Below are 20909 nucleotides of genomic sequence, written 5' to 3' on the forward strand. Positions count from 1 at the left end.
TCAAATGAAACCCACGATTCTTTGTTCGGATATGGTCAATCCACTAAAAATGCATAACTCAACTCTCAGCACAATTGCTTTTATTTCAGTTCTAAAAGCACGATATCAAATTCGGAATCCATCTGAACGACTCCATTTTCAACTATTACATCTTGATCAGAATAGGCGTCATACAGTGAGGTACCTTCCTCAAATAATCTGCCAACATTTAATATTTTAGAACCTATCGGAAGGTCCAAGCCTATAATGACCAAATCATCATAATCATCTTTCTTATAACTTCTGTAAAACACATATGGACTTTCAGTTATCATTTGATGCACACCAGCGCCTACTGCAGGATGGTATTTTCTGAATTTCCCCAGTTTCTGCCAATGGTTTAAAATCGATCGGGTATTTTCGTCAGATGCCATCTGATCCCAATTCATAAAAGATCTTAAGGTGGCATCACCGACAGTTCCTTCTATAACCAAAGATCTTGCCGATTCATCACCATAATAGGTTTGTGAAGTTCCAGGAGCTAATAATAACTTTGTAGCGGTTTCAAACGGTTTTTCTCGTTTAGGATCAAAAGGCTCTCCATCGTCATGTGACGATAAATAATTTAAAACGCCAAAATCTTTCAAAGGCCCATTAAGTTTATTGGTGTATTTAGTGAACAGACCTTCGTAATTGAGTTGTGCCGCATCATATTTAAATTCAAAATTAATTAGACTGTTAAATGCCTTCTCAAAATAATTAATGGAAGTACCACCAAGATCATAAGCTGTTCCTGATGAAATACCATAACCATAAACCTCTCCCACTAAGTAAAATTCGTTATCATCCAACACTGCTTCTGGGTTGTTAGTTTTCCATTCGTTAAATGCAAAATCACATTCCGTCCTAAATTCTGACCAAACAGTTTCCTCAACGTGCTTTACCGTATCTACGCGATACCCATCAATACCAAACTCGGTAATATAATCCGTTAGCCATTTTATGATATAGAAACGTGGTGCTCGGGGGTATCCGGTACGTTCAAAAAAAGCATCCAACTCGGCAACTTCCTGTTCATAACGTCCTTCTGATTTCCATTTTTCAACAAGTTGTGGCGGCAAATCAACGGCCTCATCACTTTCTGTTTTAATATCTGGAAGATTTTTAACCAGCGTACATGAAATGGTCGAATCATAAGATGTATAATCGCAGGTAGGGTCCGTACGCACCCACTCGTCGGGCCAAACAGGATCCACTGGAGTGACCGGTCCTGTGTGATTAATTACGGCATCCAATAAGATGCGAATTCCTCTTTTATGCGCTGCGGCAACCAAAGCCTTTAAATCGTCCTTGGTTCCAAAATTGGGGTCAATGGCGGTCCAATCTTTAGTCCAATAACCATGAAATCCGTAAGTAATGCCCGTACCTTCATCGGTACCCCCATGGATTTGCTCCACAATGGGCGACATCCAAATAGCATTGACACCCAAGTCGGAAAAATAGCCATCCTCTATTTTTTGGGTGATCCCTTTTAAATCGCCGCCTTCAAAACCTCTTAATTTACCGGTTTCTTTTGTCCGATTAAAATTCACATCATTTGAGGTATCGCCATTATTAAAACGATCCGTCAGTAAAAAATACAGGTTGGCAGCTTCCCATACAAAAGGCACTTCTTTTTTCTCTTTCATTGTCATCAATTTATTCTCTTCCTTGCAGCTTAATAAAACGAAACTACAAAGAAAACACCAAAAAAAATTCCTCATAATTAATTTGTTAAGATTCGATATTCCCATGGCTTTAAAACAAGGATATTGTCATTCATCTCAATAGGTTCATTGCTCATATAATCGGTAAAACTTCCTTTTAGAGGTGCAGAAAACGACTGTTCTTTATTAGAAAAATTACCCACAAAAGTGACGGTGATATTGTTTTTGCTGCGCTGAAACGCTAATACCTTCTCATTAGTAGTTTCCAAATTCTTGTAGGTTGCCGGGTCTTTTCCTCCGTTCAATGCCGGATTTGTATTTTTCAGCGTCCCAAGTTTTTCAAGCAAAGGCCACATTTTTGCTTTCGTTTTAGGAATGGAATCTTTTTCAAAAAACTTCAATCGGTGGTCCAAATCATACTCCATGCCTGAATAGATCAACGGCATTCCCGGAATCACGTAACTGAATGCGGTCATTAACGGTGCAGCGTCCCTCATTCGCTCATTGATGGTGCCATTCCATGAATTCTCGTCGTGGTTGGTCACAAAGTTCATAATGATATCATCTTTTTCGTAAATGGACTCAATTTCCGCCCAGCGGTCCTTCCAAGCTTCTAAACCCTTTTCGCCTTTAGCTATAGCATTCATGGCGTGATGGGTGTCCCATCCATAAACCGCATCAAATAAATCGTCTTTTGCCAATTCAGGTTCCCATGCTTCAGCCAACATAAAGATGTCTTTTGTTTCTCTGAGTTGCGGAATCGCCTCTTGCCAAAAATCTGTTGGAACAGATCCTGCCACATCACATCTAAATCCGTCAATACCTTCTTCCTTCAACCAATATTGCATGTCGGCAATCATTTCTTTGCGCATGTCTTTATTGTCATAATTTAAATCGGCTACATCCGTCCAATCCGTATCTACCGGATGTGTAATGTTGCCATCTTTATCCTTTGTATAATAATCTGGATTACTTTTGATCCATTCATGATCCCATCCCGTATGATTTGGTACCCAATCCAAAATAACGTAAATACCATTGTCGTGCGCAGTTTTGACCAGATTTCTAAAATCTTCAAGGGTTCCAAACTCCGGATTTATTTTTGTGAAATCGGATACGGCATAGTAGCTTCCAAGGTATTTGGATTGTTCCGCTTCTGGAAAATCGGAGGCAAATTTACTATCCTCTCCACCGGTAGCCTTACGTTTGGTTTCACTAATTGGAAAAATTGGCATCAACCAAATCACTTTAACACCCAATTCTTTTAACTGCGGAATGTCTTTGGTGAATTCATCAAAATGTCCCGAAGGTGAATATTGACGAATGTTGGCTTCATAAATAACTGCGGTTTCCAGAACAGCGTCGGAAATGGGTTGAAATTCTTCCTGATTTGTTTCTTCAATGAAAGCTTCAACTTTCTTTTCCTCTTTGCAAGCAACAATCAGCATAAAACTGAAGACTGCCAAAATGATATTTTTCATGGTAATTAATTTAATTTGATGTTTAGTTTTAATTCTTTTGATGTATTCCATTCTAACGGAATAGTAATTGTTTTTTGGTCTTCGTTATAAGTGAAATCCAATTTTTTGCGACTGATCTTAACCGATTTAGGTTTCAGGCTTATGTTGTGAAGGACAAGCTCAATGGATTTTGTTTGTGTTTGAAAATCCGAGCCAAGCTCAGCTTTTATTTCAATTTCAATTTCTTTCGCGCTCAATTTTGATGAAAAGGCCATCAGTTCATACTGTCCTTTCTCATAGGCATCGGCCGTCAATCCATCATCATTATATAGTTGGCCTTGACTTTCTAAAACTGTGGGATCATAATAGTAATGCAATTCAAAAGTGTTCCCATCATAATTCTTGGTACTCTGCATCGGTTTTGCCATAGGAATAATAGCACCACCACGTACAAACGTTGGAATATGATCTTCGGCAACTTTGACGGTGACACTTTTTCCGCCTTCAAACATTTCAGTCGTATAAAAATCAAACCAATTGCCGTTTTTAGGGAAATAAATCTCTTTTTCAGTAACTTGAGAATTGAGAATGGGCGCGATTAAAAAATCATCGCCCCAAAAGTATTCCGATGCCTCAGTTTTTAGCGCTTCAGAATCGTCTTCAAAAAATAACGGTCGCATTAGTGGCGTCCCTTTCTTGTGATTTTCAAAGCTTAGATTATAATTATAAGGCAACAGTTTGTAACGCAATATGATGGATTTCTTAGCCAAAGCCATGGTTTTAGAATCCCAAAAAACAGGCTCTGCAGGCACTTCTTCCTGAGCATGCGGACGGTAAATAGGCTGGAACACGCCATACTGTAACCAACGTGTATAAAGTTCCGCATCTTGATTGTCGCCCGCAAATCCGCCCAGATCAGAGTGCATGTAGCCCAATCCTTGCATGCCCATTTGCAGCGCAATTTCGGGTTGACTTTGTAATCCGCCCCAAGTTCTGTTCACGTCGCCAGACCACGGAATCATGCCAAATCGCTGAGATCCCGAAAATCCAGCACGCATTAAAATAAACGGACGTTCGTTGGGAAAATCAGCTTTATAACCTTCTGCAATCAATCCTGCCCAATCATGGCCGTAAATATTGTGGACTTCATCTGCTGTTCCTGTGGCATGGAGTAACTTTTCGGGATGGACTTCAGGTTCGCCCAAATCGCCCCAAACTCCGGTTACGCCCATATCCGCAAGATTTTTGTAAATATCCCAAAACCAAGCTTTCCCTTTTGGATTATAGATATCAATCAATCCGGTATTTCCAAAATAGAAATCGAAGATATAGGGATTTCCAACAGAATCTTTTGCCATGACCTCTTTGTCAACGACTTCTTGCCAACGCTTGGAAGTGGTCAAAATAAAAGGTTCTGTCACCAAAATGGTATTGATATTATCAGACTTTAAATCCTTGATCATTTGGGTTGGATTTGGGAAGGAGTCTTTTAAAAACTCCAGATTTCCCATATGGCCTTGGATGTCCTTTCCAAACCAAAAAATATCGATGATTACCGCATCCAACGGAATTTGTTCATCTCTAAATTTCTGAACTGTGGCAACCACTTCTTTTTGGGAATGGTAACCAAATCGGCTTGAAAAATTCCCCAAGGCCCAACGCGGTGGCAAAGGTTGTTTCCCAGTTAAATCAGTGTAATTATCGATCAAATCGGTCCAAGAATCACCCACAATGACTTGATAGGTTTTTCTACCGGAAATGGTTTCATAAGTTAGGGTGTTATCTTTTTTACTGTCCAAATCTAAAAATCCGATAGGTGCATTATCAAAATGGATCATATATTGATTTGATGACATCATGATAGGCATGGTGTAGTTCATCAACTCCGAATGGGTTTCGTAACCATAATGCGCACGGTTGTAGAGTTGCAATCGGTGACCGCGACGGTTCATGCCCAAAGCTCTTGCACCGCCACCATAGAGAATTTCGTCTTTTGTGAGGTTGAACTGGATGGTCTCCAAACTGTCGTTTTTGACGTAACCCATTTTTTCTGAGATGATGGGCTTGCCATGATAACGATATGAAATTTGAAAGGGTTGTTTTTTTATTTCAACTTCCAATCCACAAGTTTTTAATCTATAATTTGACCCATTATCTGTGAAAGTTGTTGTTTCACAATTGTTGTGTTTGAAATCATTTATTACTGCATGTGATTTCCCGTTTAAATCTTCCCCATCAGGAACAAAACTGGTTTCAATAATTTCTGAAGAAAGAATTCTTATTTGATATACGCCATCACTTACCTCGACTTTAACGAATTCTCCATCTTGAAATTCAGCACTTTTGAAAATTCGGTTTGGGTTTTGGGAGAAACCCAAGAGTGATGAGAATAGGAATATTATTAATAGGTGATTTTTCATTTGTAATTCTCTTTCAAAATTCAAGTTTTGCTCAAACCTGACAGGTTTTAAAAACCTGAGAGGTCTACTACTGCATCATTCTGACTTCTTCAACAAAAACGTCAATGGAATATCCAATCGTTTTTGCCATGAGATTTCTGTATGTTCTGCGCCTTCAAATTTCAGGTTTTTAAAATTTGAGTGGTCATATCCCTTCTCCTTAAAGATGGCGTTGACTCTTTGCGCGTATTTTGGATAGAATTTATCCAAGGTTTTTGTACCGTAATCAAAATAAAATCGGTGGGTTTTTGGAGAAGGCACATGGGTTTTCATATACTCAAAAAACGTATCGGCCAATAAGTCGCCATCATTTGGGTTAGTTCCAGGCCAGTGTGTTGATAAACATGCAGCGGCTCCAAAAACTTCTGGATATTCGCAAATGGCGTACATAGAAATCAACCCGCCCATGCTCGACCCTGCCACATAGGTATTGTCCCTATCTGTCAACACCGAATAATTGGCATCCACATAAGGTTTTAACTCATTAACGATAAAGCCCAAATAGTTATCTGACGTAACCGCATCAAACTTAAAATTATCCAGCTTGGCTTGTTCAAAAAGAGAATCCCGCACTGATGTAGGTAAGGATTCAAATGGTTTTTGTGGAAAATACTCACTGTGACGTAAATCATTGATATTGAATGGGGCGACAACAATAAAATCTTTGGTGATGCTGTCCTTCATCAATTGACTTGAAATTTCATCTACTTTCCATTCCTGTTTATTCCAAGTAATGGTGCTATCAAACAGCATTTGCCCATCGTGCATATACAATACGGCATACTTTTTACTGTTGGAATAACCTTCTGGGAGCCAGATATCAACTTTTCTTGGCGGAATATAATTGGATGGAAAATCATCAATCCGTAATAAGGTGCCTCCGCCAAAATCGCCTTCAATGGTTTCTGTCTGAACCTTGGAAATGTCCGCAGGTTTGATATTGATTTTCTTTTCTTTCTTAGTTTCACAAGAAAGTGAGATTGCTAAAAGAAGGAGGATATATACTATTTTTTTCATGTTATTTGATAAGACCTACAAGGTTTTCCTCTTTCGGAGGACAGGTGGAAACCTTGCAACTCAATTTGAAGTTTAAAAATTGTTTCTTCTCGAAGCCTCATTCCATTTGGGGTGAAATCCGTGAAATTTAAAACTCAATGATCATCGAAGTTTTTCCTTCAACAGTCAAAGTATTTTCCAAAGATATTCTTTCTTGAGACAACATTTCCTTGCCATTCGTTGCTGAACCAATCATTTCACCAAAGCGTTTCAAATCTAATGTTTGAACTTCAGGATTGTTATTGATAATTACCATCACTTTATCGTCAGAATTATATCTAAAATACACATAGACATTATTCTCTGGAACAAAGTGCATCGTTTTACCCGAATGGATCACCGATTTCGATTTTCGCCAGTTAAAAACTTTCTTTGAAAATTCGAAATATTCGGTTTGTTCAGCCGTTCTTCCTTCTGGGGTAAAAGCATTCATTGGATCGCCTTCCCATCCACCAGGAAAATCGCGTCTTATATCACCATCACCTTTTAAATCCTTATTTCCCAACATGCCCAATTCGTCACCGTAATAAACTTGAGGAATCCCACGGACAGTGGCAATAAGTGTCATGATCATTTTGTAGGTGCGGACATCAGACCCATAAATTTCATTGATCCGATTGGTATCATGATTACCAGCAAACACAAACATATTGTTGATGTCTGGATATAGAAAATCATTGACAAAGTTTTCATAAGCTCTGATCATCCCTTTATCCCAACCCTGTTCATCTTCTGCAAACATTTTCAGAATCGCGTCGTGAAGTGTAAAATCCATGACGGTTGGTAAATGGGAATTGAAATTATCAATTGCTCCAATTTTACTATCCTTTTGCCAATACGCCATTTGTGCCTGATTGTGCATCCACACTTCTCCAGCAATGTTGAAATTAGGATATTCGTCCATAATCGCTTTGGTCCATTTGGCAATTCCTTCCTTATCATTATAAGAATAGGTATCTACCCGGAATCCGTCCAGATCAGCGTATTCTACCCACCAAATGGCGTTTTGGATCATATAGTTCAAGGCCAAAGGGTTTTTCTGATTGATGTCTGGCATAGTCGTATCAAACCAACCGTCCATACACGCTTCCTTATCGGCTTCAGAGGCGTTGGAATCAAACTGCGTGGTCATTCTGTAACTACTTCTTTGAAATCCATTTTCCCCATGTTCCCAATAATGGATCCAATCTTTAGATGGCAAATCCTGGATCATCCAATGCTTACTTCCCCAATGATTGGTTACATAATCCATGAGGAGTTTCATATCGCGCTTGTGCATTTCTGATGCCAATCGCTGGTAATCCTCATTCGTTCCAAAGCGCGGATCAATTTTATAATAATCGCTCTGTGCGTAGGTGTGATACGAATAAATGGGCTCATTGTCTTCCAAAAGAGGCGTGCTCCAAATTGCCGTCACACCTAAGTCGTCTAAATAATCCAAATGGTCAATGATACCCTGAATATCGCCACCATGACGTCCGGAAAGCTCCTCCCGATTCACTTTTTCAACGGTATCATCCGTACTATCGTTATCTGGATTTCCATTGGCAAACCGATCTGGCATAATCAAATAAATCAAATCACTGGAATCGAAACCTTTTCTTAAGGCAGAATTCTCACGACGCGATTTTAACTCATACGGTCTTGTTTCAAGAACTTTATTGTCCTTTGAAAATTGAAGCTCATAGGTGCCAGGATTTATGTTCTTGGTATTGATGGTTATAAACAGATAGTTGGTATTTTCGGTTTTTTTGATATCGGTAATTTGAATGGTGTTTGAAAACGCCACGTCATAATGTGCGATTTCCTTACCATAAACCATCAATTGAAGTTCTGGATTATGCATTTCTGACCACCAAAAAGGAGGTTCAATTTTTTCTACTTGCGAAAAAAGTGTCATGCTTAAAAGTAGTATTAAAATGCTCAATAAGTTCTTCATTCCATCTCATTTTTGAAATTTTGAAATTACAATTGGATAACGCTTAGTTTAGACGGTGACTACATCATTCGGATTTATGGTCACTTTTTTTCCATGGACCAAAATGTCCATAGCTTCATTGCCTTCCAATTCAAATTTCGTTTCGGTTTTACCAACGCTTATTTCAAGAATCTGATTCCTAAAGTTAATTTTAAAGGCATAAGAATCCCATTGCTCAGGGATTTTAGGCTCAAAAGAAAGTTTGTTATCAATAACGCGCATGCCGCCAAAACCCTCTACAATACTCATCCAAGTGCCCGCCATGGAGGTGATGTGCAATCCTTCTTCCACCTCGTGGTTGTAATCGTCCAAATCCAAACGTGACGTACGCAAATAAAACTGGTAAGCCTGTTCCATTCTGCCCAATTTTGCTGCCTGAATACTGTGTACACATGGCGACAAGGAACTTTCATGGACGGTAAACGGCTCGTAAAAATCAAAATGACGTTCCAGTTCGTCTATTGAAAATTGATCCTCAAAGAAATAGAAACTTTGAAGTGTATCCGCCTGTTTGATGTATGGCGAGCGCAAAATTCGATCCCAAGACCAAACTTGGTTGATTGGACGCTCTGATTTTGGTAAATCTTTTACCGTAATCAACTCCTTATCCAAAAACCCGTCCTGTTGTAAATACACTTGATGTTCTTCTGAGTATGGAAAGAACATTTTGGAAGCAATCTCTTTCCAATCTGATAGTTCGCTATCTAAAAGCTTCGTTTTGCCTACCACACGTTTCAAATCTGAAGCATAGTCATCCTTCATTTTGGAAATGATGTCCAAGGTATAATTTAGGCACCACTGTGCGATATAATTGGTGTGGAAATTATTATTGATATTGTTTTCGTATTCATTCGGACCTGTTACGCCCAAGATCACATACTTATTCTTATCGGTCGAAAAGGTTGCGCGCTGCTTCCAAAAACGGGCAATGGCAATTAACACTTCCAATCCTTTTTCTGGGATATAACTGAAATCGCCAGTATAGCGGTGGTAATTGAAAATTGCAAAGGCGATGGCACCGTTACGATGGATTTCCTGAAAGGTAATTTCCCATTCGTTGTGGCATTCTTCACCATTCATCGTGACCATTGGATAGAGTGCAGCACCATCTTTAAATCCGAGTTTTTCCGCATTTTCAATGGCTTTTTCCAAGTGATTATAACGATAAGTCAATAAATTCCTGGCCACTTCTTGATCTTTGGTAGCCATATAAAATGGAATACAATACGCTTCGGTATCCCAATAGGTGCTACCGCCGTATTTTTCACCGGTGAAGCCTTTCGGACCAATATTTAAACGGGCATCCTTACCTAAATAAGTATGATTGAGTTGCATGATATTAAAACGAATCCCTTGTTGTGCTCGGACATCGCCTTCAATAGTGATGTCTGACATCTTCCAAATTTTTGCCCAAGCTTCTTTTTGGTCTTTAAGCATGTGATCAAAGCCAAGTTTTAAGGCTTTGGTCAAGGTTTTCTTTGCGATCGAAACCAAGTCGCTTTTGTCATGATAGCGATCGACGGTATAGCCTCCGAATTTTGTCATGGTCAAAGTCTCTCCCTTGTCTACTTTTGAACTGTATTCAAAAGCGATGGTTTTCTCTGTCTTTTTAATAGTATGGGTGTCATTTAAAACTTTCCCGTTCAGAGACAGTTGGGTCTGCATGGCAGTACAGACATGGAAATTAGTGATCATGGTGTGCGATACAATATATGCTTGATCGTCATCAGAATCAACACTTAAAATATTCCAGAATTTATCATCCCAATTGCTGTCTTCATTGGTGATTCCGGCATCGAGATAAGGCTCAAAAACTATTTGGGCATCATTATTTAAAGGCGTTACATTGTATTGAATGACGCCAACCTCATCCATCTCCAAACTTAAAAATCGTTTGGTTTCCACTTTAAGTTCGATGGAATTTTGAAGCGTTACCTCAAAACTTCTGGACAACCAGCCCTCTTTCATATTGAGTTCCCTTCTAAATTCCCGCACCTCTTTACATGCTGCCAAATCCAAGACTTCACCGTTGACCGTGACATTGATTCCTATCCAATTTGGAGCGTTGAGCACTTTGGCAAAGTATTCCGGATATCCGTTTTTCCACCAGCCTACTCGGGTTTTATCTGGATAATAAACACCGGCAACATAACTGCCCTGAAAGGTATTTCCTGAATAGTGCTCTTCAAAATTGGCGCGTTGACCCATGGCTCCATTACCAATACTAAAAATACTTTCTGATGATTTGACACGCTCGGCATCAAAGCCTTCTTCTATAATAGACCAATTGTCTGGTACGATATAATCTTGATTCATTTGTTATAATTATTAAGCTATTCCGAGGATTGAAATAATATGACGATCTTATTATGAGATTCCTTCACTTCGTTCGGAATGACGTTTAGTGGTTTATTTGTTTTTATTAACTGCAAGGGACGCAAAGCTATTCGCAAAGGGTCGGCAATGAAGTTGTTCCTGTTTGTTACTATTCTTTCTTAATACTATGCACTATCTGCTGATTAACTCGTTTAAAAAATCAATATCGATTTCCGTAAAATCGGTAAAGACATAATCTGCTTCATGAAGTATGTCTTTTTCGCCAATTCCAATGGAAATCATTCCGGCATTATTTGCAGCTTGAATTCCCGCCACCGCATCTTCAAAAACCACACAGTGTTCGTTTGGAACATTTAAATGTTCTGCCGCTTTTAAAAATACTTCCGGATCTGGTTTGCCTTTAGTGACGTCATTCCCATCTACGATAATGTCAAATTTTTCGAGGATATTGACTTTTTCCAAGATCATTCTTGCATTTTTACTTGCAGAACCCAAAGCGATATGTTGCTTTTTATCCCTAAGAAAATCTAAAGTTTTGGCGACATCAGGAAGAATTTCCTGTTCGTCCATTTTATCTATATAAGTCAGATAATCAGTATTCTTAAGCGCCATGAGATTTGCAAATTCAGCTTCGGTAATTGTTTTATTCCCCCAAGCGAGGATTTTTTCCAATGATTTGACTCTGCTGACACCTTTCAATTGCTCGTTTTGCTGCTTTGTAAAATCAACACCAATAGTAGCTGCCAATTTCTTCCAAGCTAAAAAATGATATTTTGCAGTGTCCACAATGACGCCGTCAAGGTCGAATATGAATGCTTTTTTAGTCATTTGTTATTGTATTTACTTTGTCGTTTACCAATAGTGAAAGGATACCTGCCAAAATCATCGAGCAGCCCCCAATCAATAAGGCATAAATAGGTTCGTTGTTGAAAAATTTAGACACCAAAAATCCAAGGATTGAAGCGGCCACCAATTGCGGAATCACAATAAAGAAGTTGAACACGCCCATATAGTAGCCCATTTTGGAGGCGGGAAGCGCCCCTGAAAGCATGGCATAAGGCACAGATAAAATACTGGCCCAAGCAATTCCCACACCAATCATTGGCAACCATTCAATAGTGAAGGTTGTTGGATTGGTAATAAAATAGAGTGACATCATTCCAAGTCCGCCCGCTACCAAAGCCAAGAAATGTGTAAATTTTCGGCTGGTTGCTTTTGCCAATAAAGGCAATAAGAACGCTACTGCAGCAGCGATAATATTGTAGTTAGCGAACATCTCACCTACTTGGTTTGCACCGGTATTGTATGCTAAGGACGTGGTATCCGTAGTTTGATAAATATGTTCAGTTACCGCAGCCGTGGCGTAAATCCACATTGAAAATAATGAGAACCAAGAGAAAAACTGCACCCAAGCCAATTGCTTCATGACCTTTGGCATCATTTGAAAATCATTCACAATGTTTACAAAACCATTTCTGGTTTTATTGGTTTGCAAATACCCTGAAATAATCAGTGCGATCCCTCCAAAAGTGATCAATCCTAACGTAAGAACATAGAGATCCTTTTTCAAATCGTAGGTATAAACCAAATAACTGGAGATCAAACCCACGATCAAAATGATGATGCCTTTGCTCAGATGCGATTTTCCGTTTTTTTGGTACCATTCTTCAGAAAAACTTTCCCTGACAGGTTTAAATTCCTTTTCCTGTTCTTCAAAAACTTTCATTTCTTCAGGCGTGTATTCTTTAGATCTTATCACTGTCCACAGAACAGCAAGAAAAAAAGCAATACCACCAATGTAAAACGAATACTTGACCGAATCAGGAATAATCCCCTCTGGCGCCGTATTGGCCACTCCCATATACGTTAGCATTAATGGCAGTTTGGAAGCTACATAAGCGCCAATACCAATGAAAAAACTTTGCATGGCAAATCCTTTGGTGCGTTGTTCTTCTGGAAGATTATCTCCAACAAAGGCACGAAATGGTTCCATGGAGACATTTATAGAAGCATCCAATATCCAGAGCATTCCTGCTGCCACCCACAAAACGGGAGAATTGGGCATCACAAACAAAGCCAATGAGGCAAAAATTGCCCCAACCAAGAAATAAGGCCGGCGACGTCCCAAACGGGAATGCCAAGTCTTATCACTTAAATAGCCAATAATGGGCTGGACAATTAAACCCGTCAATGGCGCAGCCACCCAAAGGATTGGAATATCATCAATCTCAGCTCCTAAAGTTTGGAAAATACGGCTAACGTTAGCATTTTGTAGGGCAAAGCCCATTTGGATTCCTAAAAACCCGAAACTCATGTTCCAGATTTCCCAAAATCCAAGCGTACGCTTTTTCATCATAGTATGTTTATATTAATACTATTGATAAGCGATAAAACTTATCAAAACTTATTTGTTAAGAAGTGAAAATAAAGTTTTGATTATGTGGTAAAGATAGTAAAGTTTTTAAATCTGCAATACATTTTTGATGCTACAGTAATTTCTTTCGGGCATTCCATTCTATTTCCTAGAGTTGATATGGGACGAAACGACTAACGTTTATGACGTTGATTCTGTCGTACTACTATTTTGTATATCACCCTGCCCCTTAACCCTTTACGTGAGCTGTTATTGATCTTTCTTGTTCTTTGCAGTAGAAAGTCTTCTTATTTTGTCGAATTTCTTTCAACGAGTTCAGTTTCAATAACAATTGTGGTATAGCGCTCTTCCTCATCATCACGCTCAAGATTGTCTATCAGCAGTTTTGCTGCGGCCTCCCCCATTTCCTGACCATGTTGACTTACCGTCGTCAAACTGGGGGTAGCATGCTTAGAAAGCACCCCATCAGTAAAGCCAATAAACTGAATATCTTCTGGGATTTTCATGTCCAGATTACGAGCCACTTTCATGGCTATAATGGCATACAGCTCATTCACTGCAAAAACACCATCGATATTTTGATTATTCTTAAACAAGCCTTCAATCTCCCTTTCCAAAGACTCTAAATGGTCTTCAGAGACCAATTCGTCATCTACTTTTAGAATTAAATTTGTATCTGGAGTAATTTCATAGGCCTCTAAAGCTTCCAAATAGCCCTGAGTTCTTAGTTTTCCAACGCTAACATAATCTTTCGTAGTAATAATGGCCACATTTTTACAACCATTGGACAGCAATTTTGCCACCGCATTTTTTGAGCCTTTTAAATCATCAATGATCACTTTATCACAGTGGATCTCATTCACTATACGGTCGAACATCACAATAGGCATCCCTTGGTTAATGGTTTCCTTAAAATGATGGTAATCTTGTTGTTGTAACGTTTCCTTCGCAATGGAAAGAATAAACCCGTCAATACTGCCATTGGCCAACATTTGCATGTTGATCACCTCTTTATCAAAGGACTCATTGGAAAGCCCGATAATTACGTTATAGCCTCTTTTATTTGCGACCAACTCAATGCCCCTGATGACTTTGGAAAAAAAATGATGCACGATTTCAGGAATAATAACCCCGATGGTTTTAGTTTTTCGGTTTTTAAGACTTAGTGCGATGTTATTGGGCCTATAATTGTAAAGTTTGGCAAAAGCCTGTACTTTTTGTCGGGTGTCCTCACTAATTTCAATACTGTCTCTCAACGCTTTAGACACTGTTGAAATGGAGACATCCAATTCTCGTGCTATTTGTTTTAAAGTGATTTTCTTTTTCATATTAACCTATCGTCAAAAAATGGCATTTAACCGCCGATAATGTAATTATAATTAACTACAAATTCAATAGCGAAAACTAAAGGTATGGCATTGTTACTAAATTCGTGATTTTTTGGTTATATTTAAATCATTCCCCCCAAATAGAAAAAAGTTGTCAACACGAAAACGTTTTCGCTATGAATATGACAATGTTATTTCCGAAATCCATTTATTATTTATTTAAGTTTAACCCAAGAAGTGAAAATAAAAGTGAATTATTAACACAATCAACTTTAAAAATCGTGTATGAAAACATTTATGAATAGCTTAATGTTATTGGTATTTTTAATGCCCTCAGTCATGTGGTCTCAAACCACTGTTTCTGGGACCGTAACAGATGAAGCTTACGCATTACCCCTACCGGGCGTAAATATTGTAATTAAAGGAACTACCACAGGAACAACTACAGATTTTGATGGTAACTTCAGCATCAGCGTAAATAACGGCGATGTCGTTGTGTTTTCTTATGTTGGTTATGCCGCTCAGGAACTCATCTATACAGGACAACAACGTTTGAACGTGGTACTTAAAGAAGATACCGCGCAATTGGACGAAATTGTTTTGATTGGATATGGCTCAACAACTAAGCAAGACGCTACAGGTGCGGTTGAAAAAATAGGTGAAAAAGAATTTAATCAAGGAGCCATTGTATCTCCTGAACAATTATTGGCAGGAAAATCTGCCGGGGTACGTATTACCTCTGGAGGTGGAGATCCAGGTGGTGGCTCGGAAATCAGAATTAGAGGTGGTGCATCGCTATCCGCTAACAATTCACCGCTAATTGTTGTAGATGGTTTGCCATTGGACCAAGGTGGTGTGCAAGGGGTAAGAAATCAATTGAACGCCATCAATCCAAATGACATTGAGGATTTTGTCATCCTTAAAGATGCTTCAGCAACCGCAATTTATGGTTCGAGGGCATCCAACGGTGTGATTTTGATCACCACCAAGAAAGGAAAAACCAATTCGCCATTTAAAGTAGAATACGACCTGAAAGCGTCCGTAGCTACAGTCAACGATTATGTAGACGTCCTTTCGGCAGATCAAGTTAGAGCAATTGCCCTCACGGATTCCAATTACAATGCTAGTTTATTAGGAAATGCCAACACCGACTGGCAGAAACATATTTATCAAACTGCCGTTGGAGCGATTCATAATATTACCATTTCTGAAGGTTATGACACCTTTAACTTTCGCGCCAATATCAACCATACCTCACAGCAAGGGGTTTTAACTGGCGATTTATACGAACGAAATTCCATCAACCTTTCTGCTGTCAAACGTCTTTTAAACAACAATTTAAAACTGACCTTAACCACAAAAGGTATTTTAGATGACAACAAATACGCCGACAAAGGTGCGATTGGTGCAGCGGTAGGATTTGATCCAACCCAGGCGGTATACAATCCAGATGGATCATACTTTCAGCATGTGGGCCAAAACTTGGCTTTTACCAACCCTGTTTTCACATTGGCCAACAATAATAACAGAGCTCGTAACCAACGAAATATCACGAATTTCAATATCGATTATAACCTCCCGTTTTTGGAAGGTTTAAAATTCAATTTGAATGCGGGTCTTGATTATTCTGAACTTTCAGGTAAACAATACAGTCCTGCCAGTCCTAATAAACCGGGAAGCATTAATTACGAGAATTTTTACGAAGGCCTCAACAGAAACTCGTTGTTGGATTTCTATTTCAATTACAAAACAACCTTAGAATCCATTAATACAAATATGGATTTAACTGCAGGACATTCATATCAGGAGTTTTACATCAAATCTGATCGTAGTGAAACAGAATCTTCTGGAAGTTTTGTTGAACGTCCAACCATAATCAATAGAAATGCATTGGAGTCTTATTTTGCACGTGCAAGTTTTGACTTTGACAACAAATATCTTTTGTCTTTGTCTTTAAGACGTGATGGATCTTCACGATTTGGAGCAGATAATCGATGGAGTAATTTCCCTGGTGTTTCTATAGGATGGAAAATGACCAATGAAGAATTTTTAAAAAACTCGTTGTTCTCAAATCTAAAATTGAGAGCCGGTTGGGGTAAAACCGGTCAACAAGAGATTGGTCAAAATTATGGCTACTTAGGTATTTATAGCCCAGGTAGATCAGACGCCAGTGTTCAATTTGGATACGTCAATGGAGTTCCACAATTTATAAATACGTTACGCCCTGAGGAGTTTGATGAAAACCTTAAATGGGAAGAAACGTCGCAATACAACGTTGCTTTAGATTTTGGGTTCTTTAATGAGCGTTTAACAGGAACTGTTGATGCGTATTATAGAGAAACTACAGATTTGTTGGCGACCATTCCAACAGCTGCAGGTTCAAACCTTTCAGATTTGTTAACCACCAACGTCGGATCGGTTTTGAGTAAAGGTATTGAGATCAGTTTAAACGGTGCTTTGGCAAGATCAACAGATTTTAATTGGGACATGGGCTTTAACGTCACTTTCCAAGAAAATAAAATTACGAAATTGAGCCTAGGTGAAGATCCAAACTTCTTCATCGCCCAAGGTGGTATTAGCGGTGGCACAGGTAATAATATTCAGTTGTGGAAAGAAGGTTTAGATCCGTCTACTTTTTATGTATTTAGACAGGTTTATGATACCGCGGGAAAACCTATAGAAGGTGCTTATGTTGATGTAAACGGCGACAACCAAATTACCGAAGCCGATAAACAAGCTTATAAAAAAGCATCTCCTGATGCCTACATGGGATTCACCAACACTTTAAATTACAAGAATTTAGATTTTAGTTTTACGTTCAGAGGAAGTTTTGGGAATTATATGTATGATAACGTCGCTTCAGACAGAGGAAATATAACCACCATCAATGATGCACCGGGCCAATATTATGTGAACGGCCATACAAGTGTGTTCGATACAAATTTCAACAACCAAAATCTCTTTTCTGATTATTATATCAGCCGAGCGGATTTCGTGAAATTGGACAACGTGTCCTTAGGCTATTTAATTCCTGGTGAAAAAGTGGACTTGAGAATGTCATTAACCGCAACCAACTTAGTGACGCTAACGAAATTCAACGGTTTAGATCCTGAAATTTCTAATGGTATAGATAATAATTTCTATCCGAGACCACAGACTTTTGTATTGGGACTAAATTTTACATTTTAATATCATGAATAATATTAAACACAATGTTATGTTAAGAACACTTAAAAATATCTTTCTTGCCTTTACAATCGTGCTTTTCGCACAATCCTGTGAGAGCAATTTAGATTTACAACCTGAAGACAATCGTCTTACGGCGGAAGCAGCCTTTGAAGAACCTGGCGCCTATAAATCTTTTCTAGCTAAATTATATGCGGGCATCTCTGTCAGCGGCCAGGAAGGACCAGCTGGAAACCCAGATTTAACTGGATTGGATGAAGGATTTTCCAACTATTTACGTTTGTATTGGTCCATGCAGGAACTCACTACGGATGAGGCCATCGTTGGATGGAATGATGGTACCATTAAAGACTTACATGCGCAAACCTGGACGTCTGGTAATGAATTTATCCGTACCATGTACAGCAGAATATTTTATCAAGTGGCATTGACCAATGAGTTTTTACGTCAAACTGCCGATGCTAAATTAGATGCCCGTGGAGTGGACGCCAGCTTACGCTCAGACATCCAAAACTATCGCGCTGAAGCTCGTTTTATGCGTGCATTAACTTATTGGCATGCTCTGGATTTATTTGGAAACGTCCCATTTGTTACAGAAGAAGACCCAATTGGCGCCTTTCTACCAGAACAAATTAAGCGTGCAGACCTTTTTAACTTTATCGAATCAGAATTGCTCGCCATCGAAAACGAGATTGTCGCCGCAAGACAAAACGAATATGGAAGAGCGGACCAAGCTGCAGTTTGGATGTTGCTTTCCAAAATTTACTTAAATGCCGAAGTGTACACAGGTACACCTCGCTATACTGAGGTCATAACTTATACGACTAAGGTAATCGGGGCAGGATACACCATCTCAACAAATCCTTATTTCCATCTGTTTTTAGCAGATAATGACAGTAACGGCTCACAATCAGAAGTAATTTTTCCAATCACTTTTGATGGATTACATACCCAATCCTTTGGAGGAATGACCTTCTTGATCCATGCAGCAGTAGGCGGTAGTATGAAACCTGCTGATTATGGAATTAACGGCGGATGGGCAGGTTTAAGAACCACCTCTGCATTGGTAGAACAATTTCCCGGAGAAGCTAACTCTCCAGACGGTAGAGCCTTGTTTTACACCGATGGTCAAACAAAAGAGATCAATAACACCTCAACATTTACTCAAGGATTTGCAGTAGAAAAGTTTAGAAACGTAAAAGTAAATGGCGAAGCTGGATCAGATCCAACGGGAGATATTCCTGATACGGATTTCCCAATGTTTAGATTGGCTGATGCCTATCTTATGTATGCGGAAGCATTTGTTAGAGGTGGTGGTGGGAGTGCCGCAGATGCAGTAACTTATATCAACCAATTGAGAACAAGAGCCTATGGCAATAACATGGGCCATATAAATCAAGCCGACTTGACGCTCAATTTTATTTTGTCTGAGCGCTCAAGAGAATTATTCTGGGAAGCACACAGAAGAACGGATTTGATCAGATTTGGTCAATTTTCTGATCAAGGCATCTGGCCTTGGAAAAGAAATGTGCCTCAAGGTGCAACCACAGAAGCTTTTAGAGACCTCATGCCTTTGCCTGCAACAGATTTAGGTATCAACACCAACTTAGAACAAAACCAAGGATATTAAAAAAACAAACACATGAAAAATTTTAAAATATTTAGCTTATTTATTTTAGCCATGATTGGGCTAAATTCTTGTGAAACTGATGACGATGTCATTTTCATAGCTCAAGAACCAGGTGAATTTGTTTTAACAAATACCATCTTGCCAGAATATATTTTGACATCTACTACGGGAAGTAATCTTGGTGAACGTTTTACATGGAACAGCGCCGATTTTGGGGTTCCAACCAACGTGTCCTATGATTTACAACGTTCCATTAAAGGTGATTTCAGTGATGCGGTATTGGTAGGTACAACCTCAGGTAATGAAATTGCAATGACCATTGGCCAAATGATGGCTGCAGCTACTGAAGCTGGTTTGGATTCTAATCCTGCAACACCAGAACCAAACACGGGCTCTTTTGCAGTTAGAGTACGGGCTTACGTTGGAAGTGGTGGCAGTAATACAGAAATATTCTCTGACACCAAAACCATTTCCGTAGTCCTTCAAGAAGCTACGACTGGTGGCAGTGGGATTACTGAATCAACATGGGGCATTGTTGGTTCCGGTTATAATAACTGGGCTGAAGGTGGCATACCAGATGGTAAATTCTATACCACGTCAACTACGGGGGTGTTTGTTTCTTACGTATCCTTAATAACTGGCGAAATCAAATTCCGCGAAAACAATGATTGGGGAAATAATTTAGGAGATGATGGCGCAGACGGTAAACTTGAACAAGGTGGAGCGAATATCGCAGTTACAGAAGGTCATTATAAAATCACCTTAAATGTTAACGACAGTACTTACAACATTGAGCCATTTACCTGGGGTGTAGTAGGTTCTGGATACAACAATTGGGGAGAGGACGGTCCTGATGCCAAGTTTTATTATGATTACTTGACCGATACTTTTAAAGTAGGAGTGAGATTGATTGATGGTAAAATTAAATTCAGACAAAACAATCAATGGACGATTGATTTTGGAGACAATGGCGGAGATGGTACTTTAGACCAAGGCGGAGATGATATAGAAGTGACAGCCGGACATTACACCATAACTTTAGATTTCAATTCCAATATCTATACCATTGAAGAGGATGAAATATGGGGAATTGTCGGTTCCGCTTATAACAATTGGGGGGAAGATGGTCCTGATTTTGCCTTAACTGAGGTGCATCCAAATGTTTGGATCGGTGATATTGTAACCTTGATAGATGGTAAATTTAAATTCCGAACCAATAATGCTTGGGGCACAGACTTTGGTGACAACGGAGCTGATGGCACTTTGGATGCGGGAGGTGACGATATTGAAATCGAAGCAGGAAAATATCGCGTCAGAATGGATCTTACTGACAACACGTACAAGCTTTACAAAATAGAATAATCTTTGAAAGTAAAAAGGCTGTTAGAAATGACAGCCTTTTTTTAATTTAAATGG

At 39.1% G+C, this 20909-nt stretch carries 12 protein-coding genes; 3 read left to right on the top strand and 9 right to left on the bottom strand.

Annotated elements, in window-relative coordinates; all coding sequences use genetic code 11:
* Positions 1–80: 80 nt before the first annotated feature.
* From VLZ86_RS05505 to VLZ86_RS05545, 9 genes are all read right to left on the bottom strand, one after another.
* Entirely contained in the window at positions 81–1742 is a 1662-nt protein-coding gene (locus VLZ86_RS05505) for an alpha-amylase family glycosyl hydrolase (protein WP_414652541.1), read from the bottom strand.
* A 2-nt stretch (positions 1743–1744) separates the two neighbouring features.
* On the bottom strand, positions 1745–3166 hold the full coding sequence (locus tag VLZ86_RS05510) for an alpha-amylase family glycosyl hydrolase (RefSeq protein WP_325449551.1): 1422 nt from the start codon (positions 3164–3166) through the stop codon (positions 1745–1747).
* Between the two features lie 5 nt (positions 3167–3171).
* Positions 3172–5565: a TIM-barrel domain-containing protein gene (locus tag VLZ86_RS05515; protein ID WP_325449553.1), complete on the bottom strand. Its 2394-nt coding sequence runs from the start codon at positions 5563–5565 to the stop codon at positions 3172–3174.
* Positions 5566–5640: 75 nt separating this feature from the next.
* Entirely contained in the window at positions 5641–6621 is a 981-nt protein-coding gene (locus VLZ86_RS05520; RefSeq protein WP_325449555.1) for an alpha/beta hydrolase, read from the bottom strand.
* Between the two features lie 127 nt (positions 6622–6748).
* A complete protein-coding gene (locus tag VLZ86_RS05525; RefSeq protein WP_325449558.1) occupies positions 6749–8599 on the bottom strand; it encodes a glycoside hydrolase family 13 protein in 1851 nt (616 codons plus the stop codon).
* Between the two features lie 48 nt (positions 8600–8647).
* A complete protein-coding gene (locus VLZ86_RS05530) occupies positions 8648–10954 on the bottom strand; it encodes a glycoside hydrolase family 65 protein (RefSeq protein ID WP_325449560.1) in 2307 nt (768 codons plus the stop codon).
* A gap of 192 nt (positions 10955–11146) precedes the next feature.
* Entirely contained in the window at positions 11147–11803 is a 657-nt protein-coding gene (pgmB, locus tag VLZ86_RS05535) for a beta-phosphoglucomutase (RefSeq protein WP_325449562.1), read from the bottom strand.
* Positions 11796–13328 (bottom strand): MFS transporter, encoded by a 1533-nt coding sequence (locus VLZ86_RS05540; protein ID WP_325449601.1) that lies wholly within the window; start codon positions 13326–13328, stop codon positions 11796–11798. The genes pgmB and VLZ86_RS05540 overlap by 8 nt, the downstream gene beginning before the upstream one ends.
* A 308-nt stretch (positions 13329–13636) precedes the next feature.
* On the bottom strand, positions 13637–14677 hold the full coding sequence (locus tag VLZ86_RS05545) for a LacI family DNA-binding transcriptional regulator (protein ID WP_325449564.1): 1041 nt from the start codon (positions 14675–14677) through the stop codon (positions 13637–13639).
* Positions 14678–14962: 285 nt separating this feature from the next.
* Here VLZ86_RS05545 and VLZ86_RS05550 point away from each other — a divergent pair, with 285 nt between their 5' ends.
* From VLZ86_RS05550 to VLZ86_RS05560, 3 genes are read left to right on the top strand one after another with little or no spacing between them, the layout of a single operon-like run.
* On the top strand, positions 14963–17866 hold the full coding sequence (locus tag VLZ86_RS05550) for a SusC/RagA family TonB-linked outer membrane protein (protein WP_325449566.1): 2904 nt from the start codon (positions 14963–14965) through the stop codon (positions 17864–17866).
* Positions 17867–17894: 28 nt separating this feature from the next.
* A complete protein-coding gene (locus tag VLZ86_RS05555) occupies positions 17895–19493 on the top strand; it encodes a RagB/SusD family nutrient uptake outer membrane protein (RefSeq protein ID WP_325449568.1) in 1599 nt (532 codons plus the stop codon).
* 12 nt (positions 19494–19505) lie between these two features.
* Positions 19506–20855: a SusE domain-containing protein gene (locus VLZ86_RS05560; RefSeq protein ID WP_325449570.1), complete on the top strand. Its 1350-nt coding sequence runs from the start codon at positions 19506–19508 to the stop codon at positions 20853–20855.
* Positions 20856–20909 lie beyond the last annotated feature (54 nt).

The sequence above is a fragment of the Gelidibacter sp. genome, assembly GCF_035515035.1.
GTDB lineage: Bacteria > Bacteroidota > Bacteroidia > Flavobacteriales > Flavobacteriaceae > Gelidibacter.

Coding starts and splice junctions, on each gene's coding strand:
- VLZ86_RS05505 (WP_414652541.1), bottom strand. CDS start 1,742: ATGAGGAATTTTTTTTGGTGTTTTCTTTGTAGTTTCGTTTTATTAAGC.
- VLZ86_RS05530 (WP_325449560.1), bottom strand. CDS start 10,954: ATGAATCAAGATTATATCGTACCAGACAATTGGTCTATTATAGAAGAA.
- VLZ86_RS05540 (WP_325449601.1), bottom strand. CDS start 13,328: ATGAAAAAGCGTACGCTTGGATTTTGGGAAATCTGGAACATGAGTTTC.
- VLZ86_RS05520 (WP_325449555.1), bottom strand. CDS start 6,621: ATGAAAAAAATAGTATATATCCTCCTTCTTTTAGCAATCTCACTTTCT.
- VLZ86_RS05545 (WP_325449564.1), bottom strand. CDS start 14,677: ATGAAAAAGAAAATCACTTTAAAACAAATAGCACGAGAATTGGATGTC.
- VLZ86_RS05510 (WP_325449551.1), bottom strand. CDS start 3,166: ATGAAAAATATCATTTTGGCAGTCTTCAGTTTTATGCTGATTGTTGCT.
- VLZ86_RS05560 (WP_325449570.1), top strand. CDS start 19,506: ATGAAAAATTTTAAAATATTTAGCTTATTTATTTTAGCCATGATTGGG.
- VLZ86_RS05550 (WP_325449566.1), top strand. CDS start 14,963: ATGAAAACATTTATGAATAGCTTAATGTTATTGGTATTTTTAATGCCC.
- VLZ86_RS05515 (WP_325449553.1), bottom strand. CDS start 5,565: ATGAAAAATCACCTATTAATAATATTCCTATTCTCATCACTCTTGGGT.
- VLZ86_RS05555 (WP_325449568.1), top strand. CDS start 17,895: ATGTTAAGAACACTTAAAAATATCTTTCTTGCCTTTACAATCGTGCTT.
- VLZ86_RS05525 (WP_325449558.1), bottom strand. CDS start 8,599: ATGAAGAACTTATTGAGCATTTTAATACTACTTTTAAGCATGACACTT.
- pgmB (WP_325449562.1), bottom strand. CDS start 11,803: ATGACTAAAAAAGCATTCATATTCGACCTTGACGGCGTCATTGTGGAC.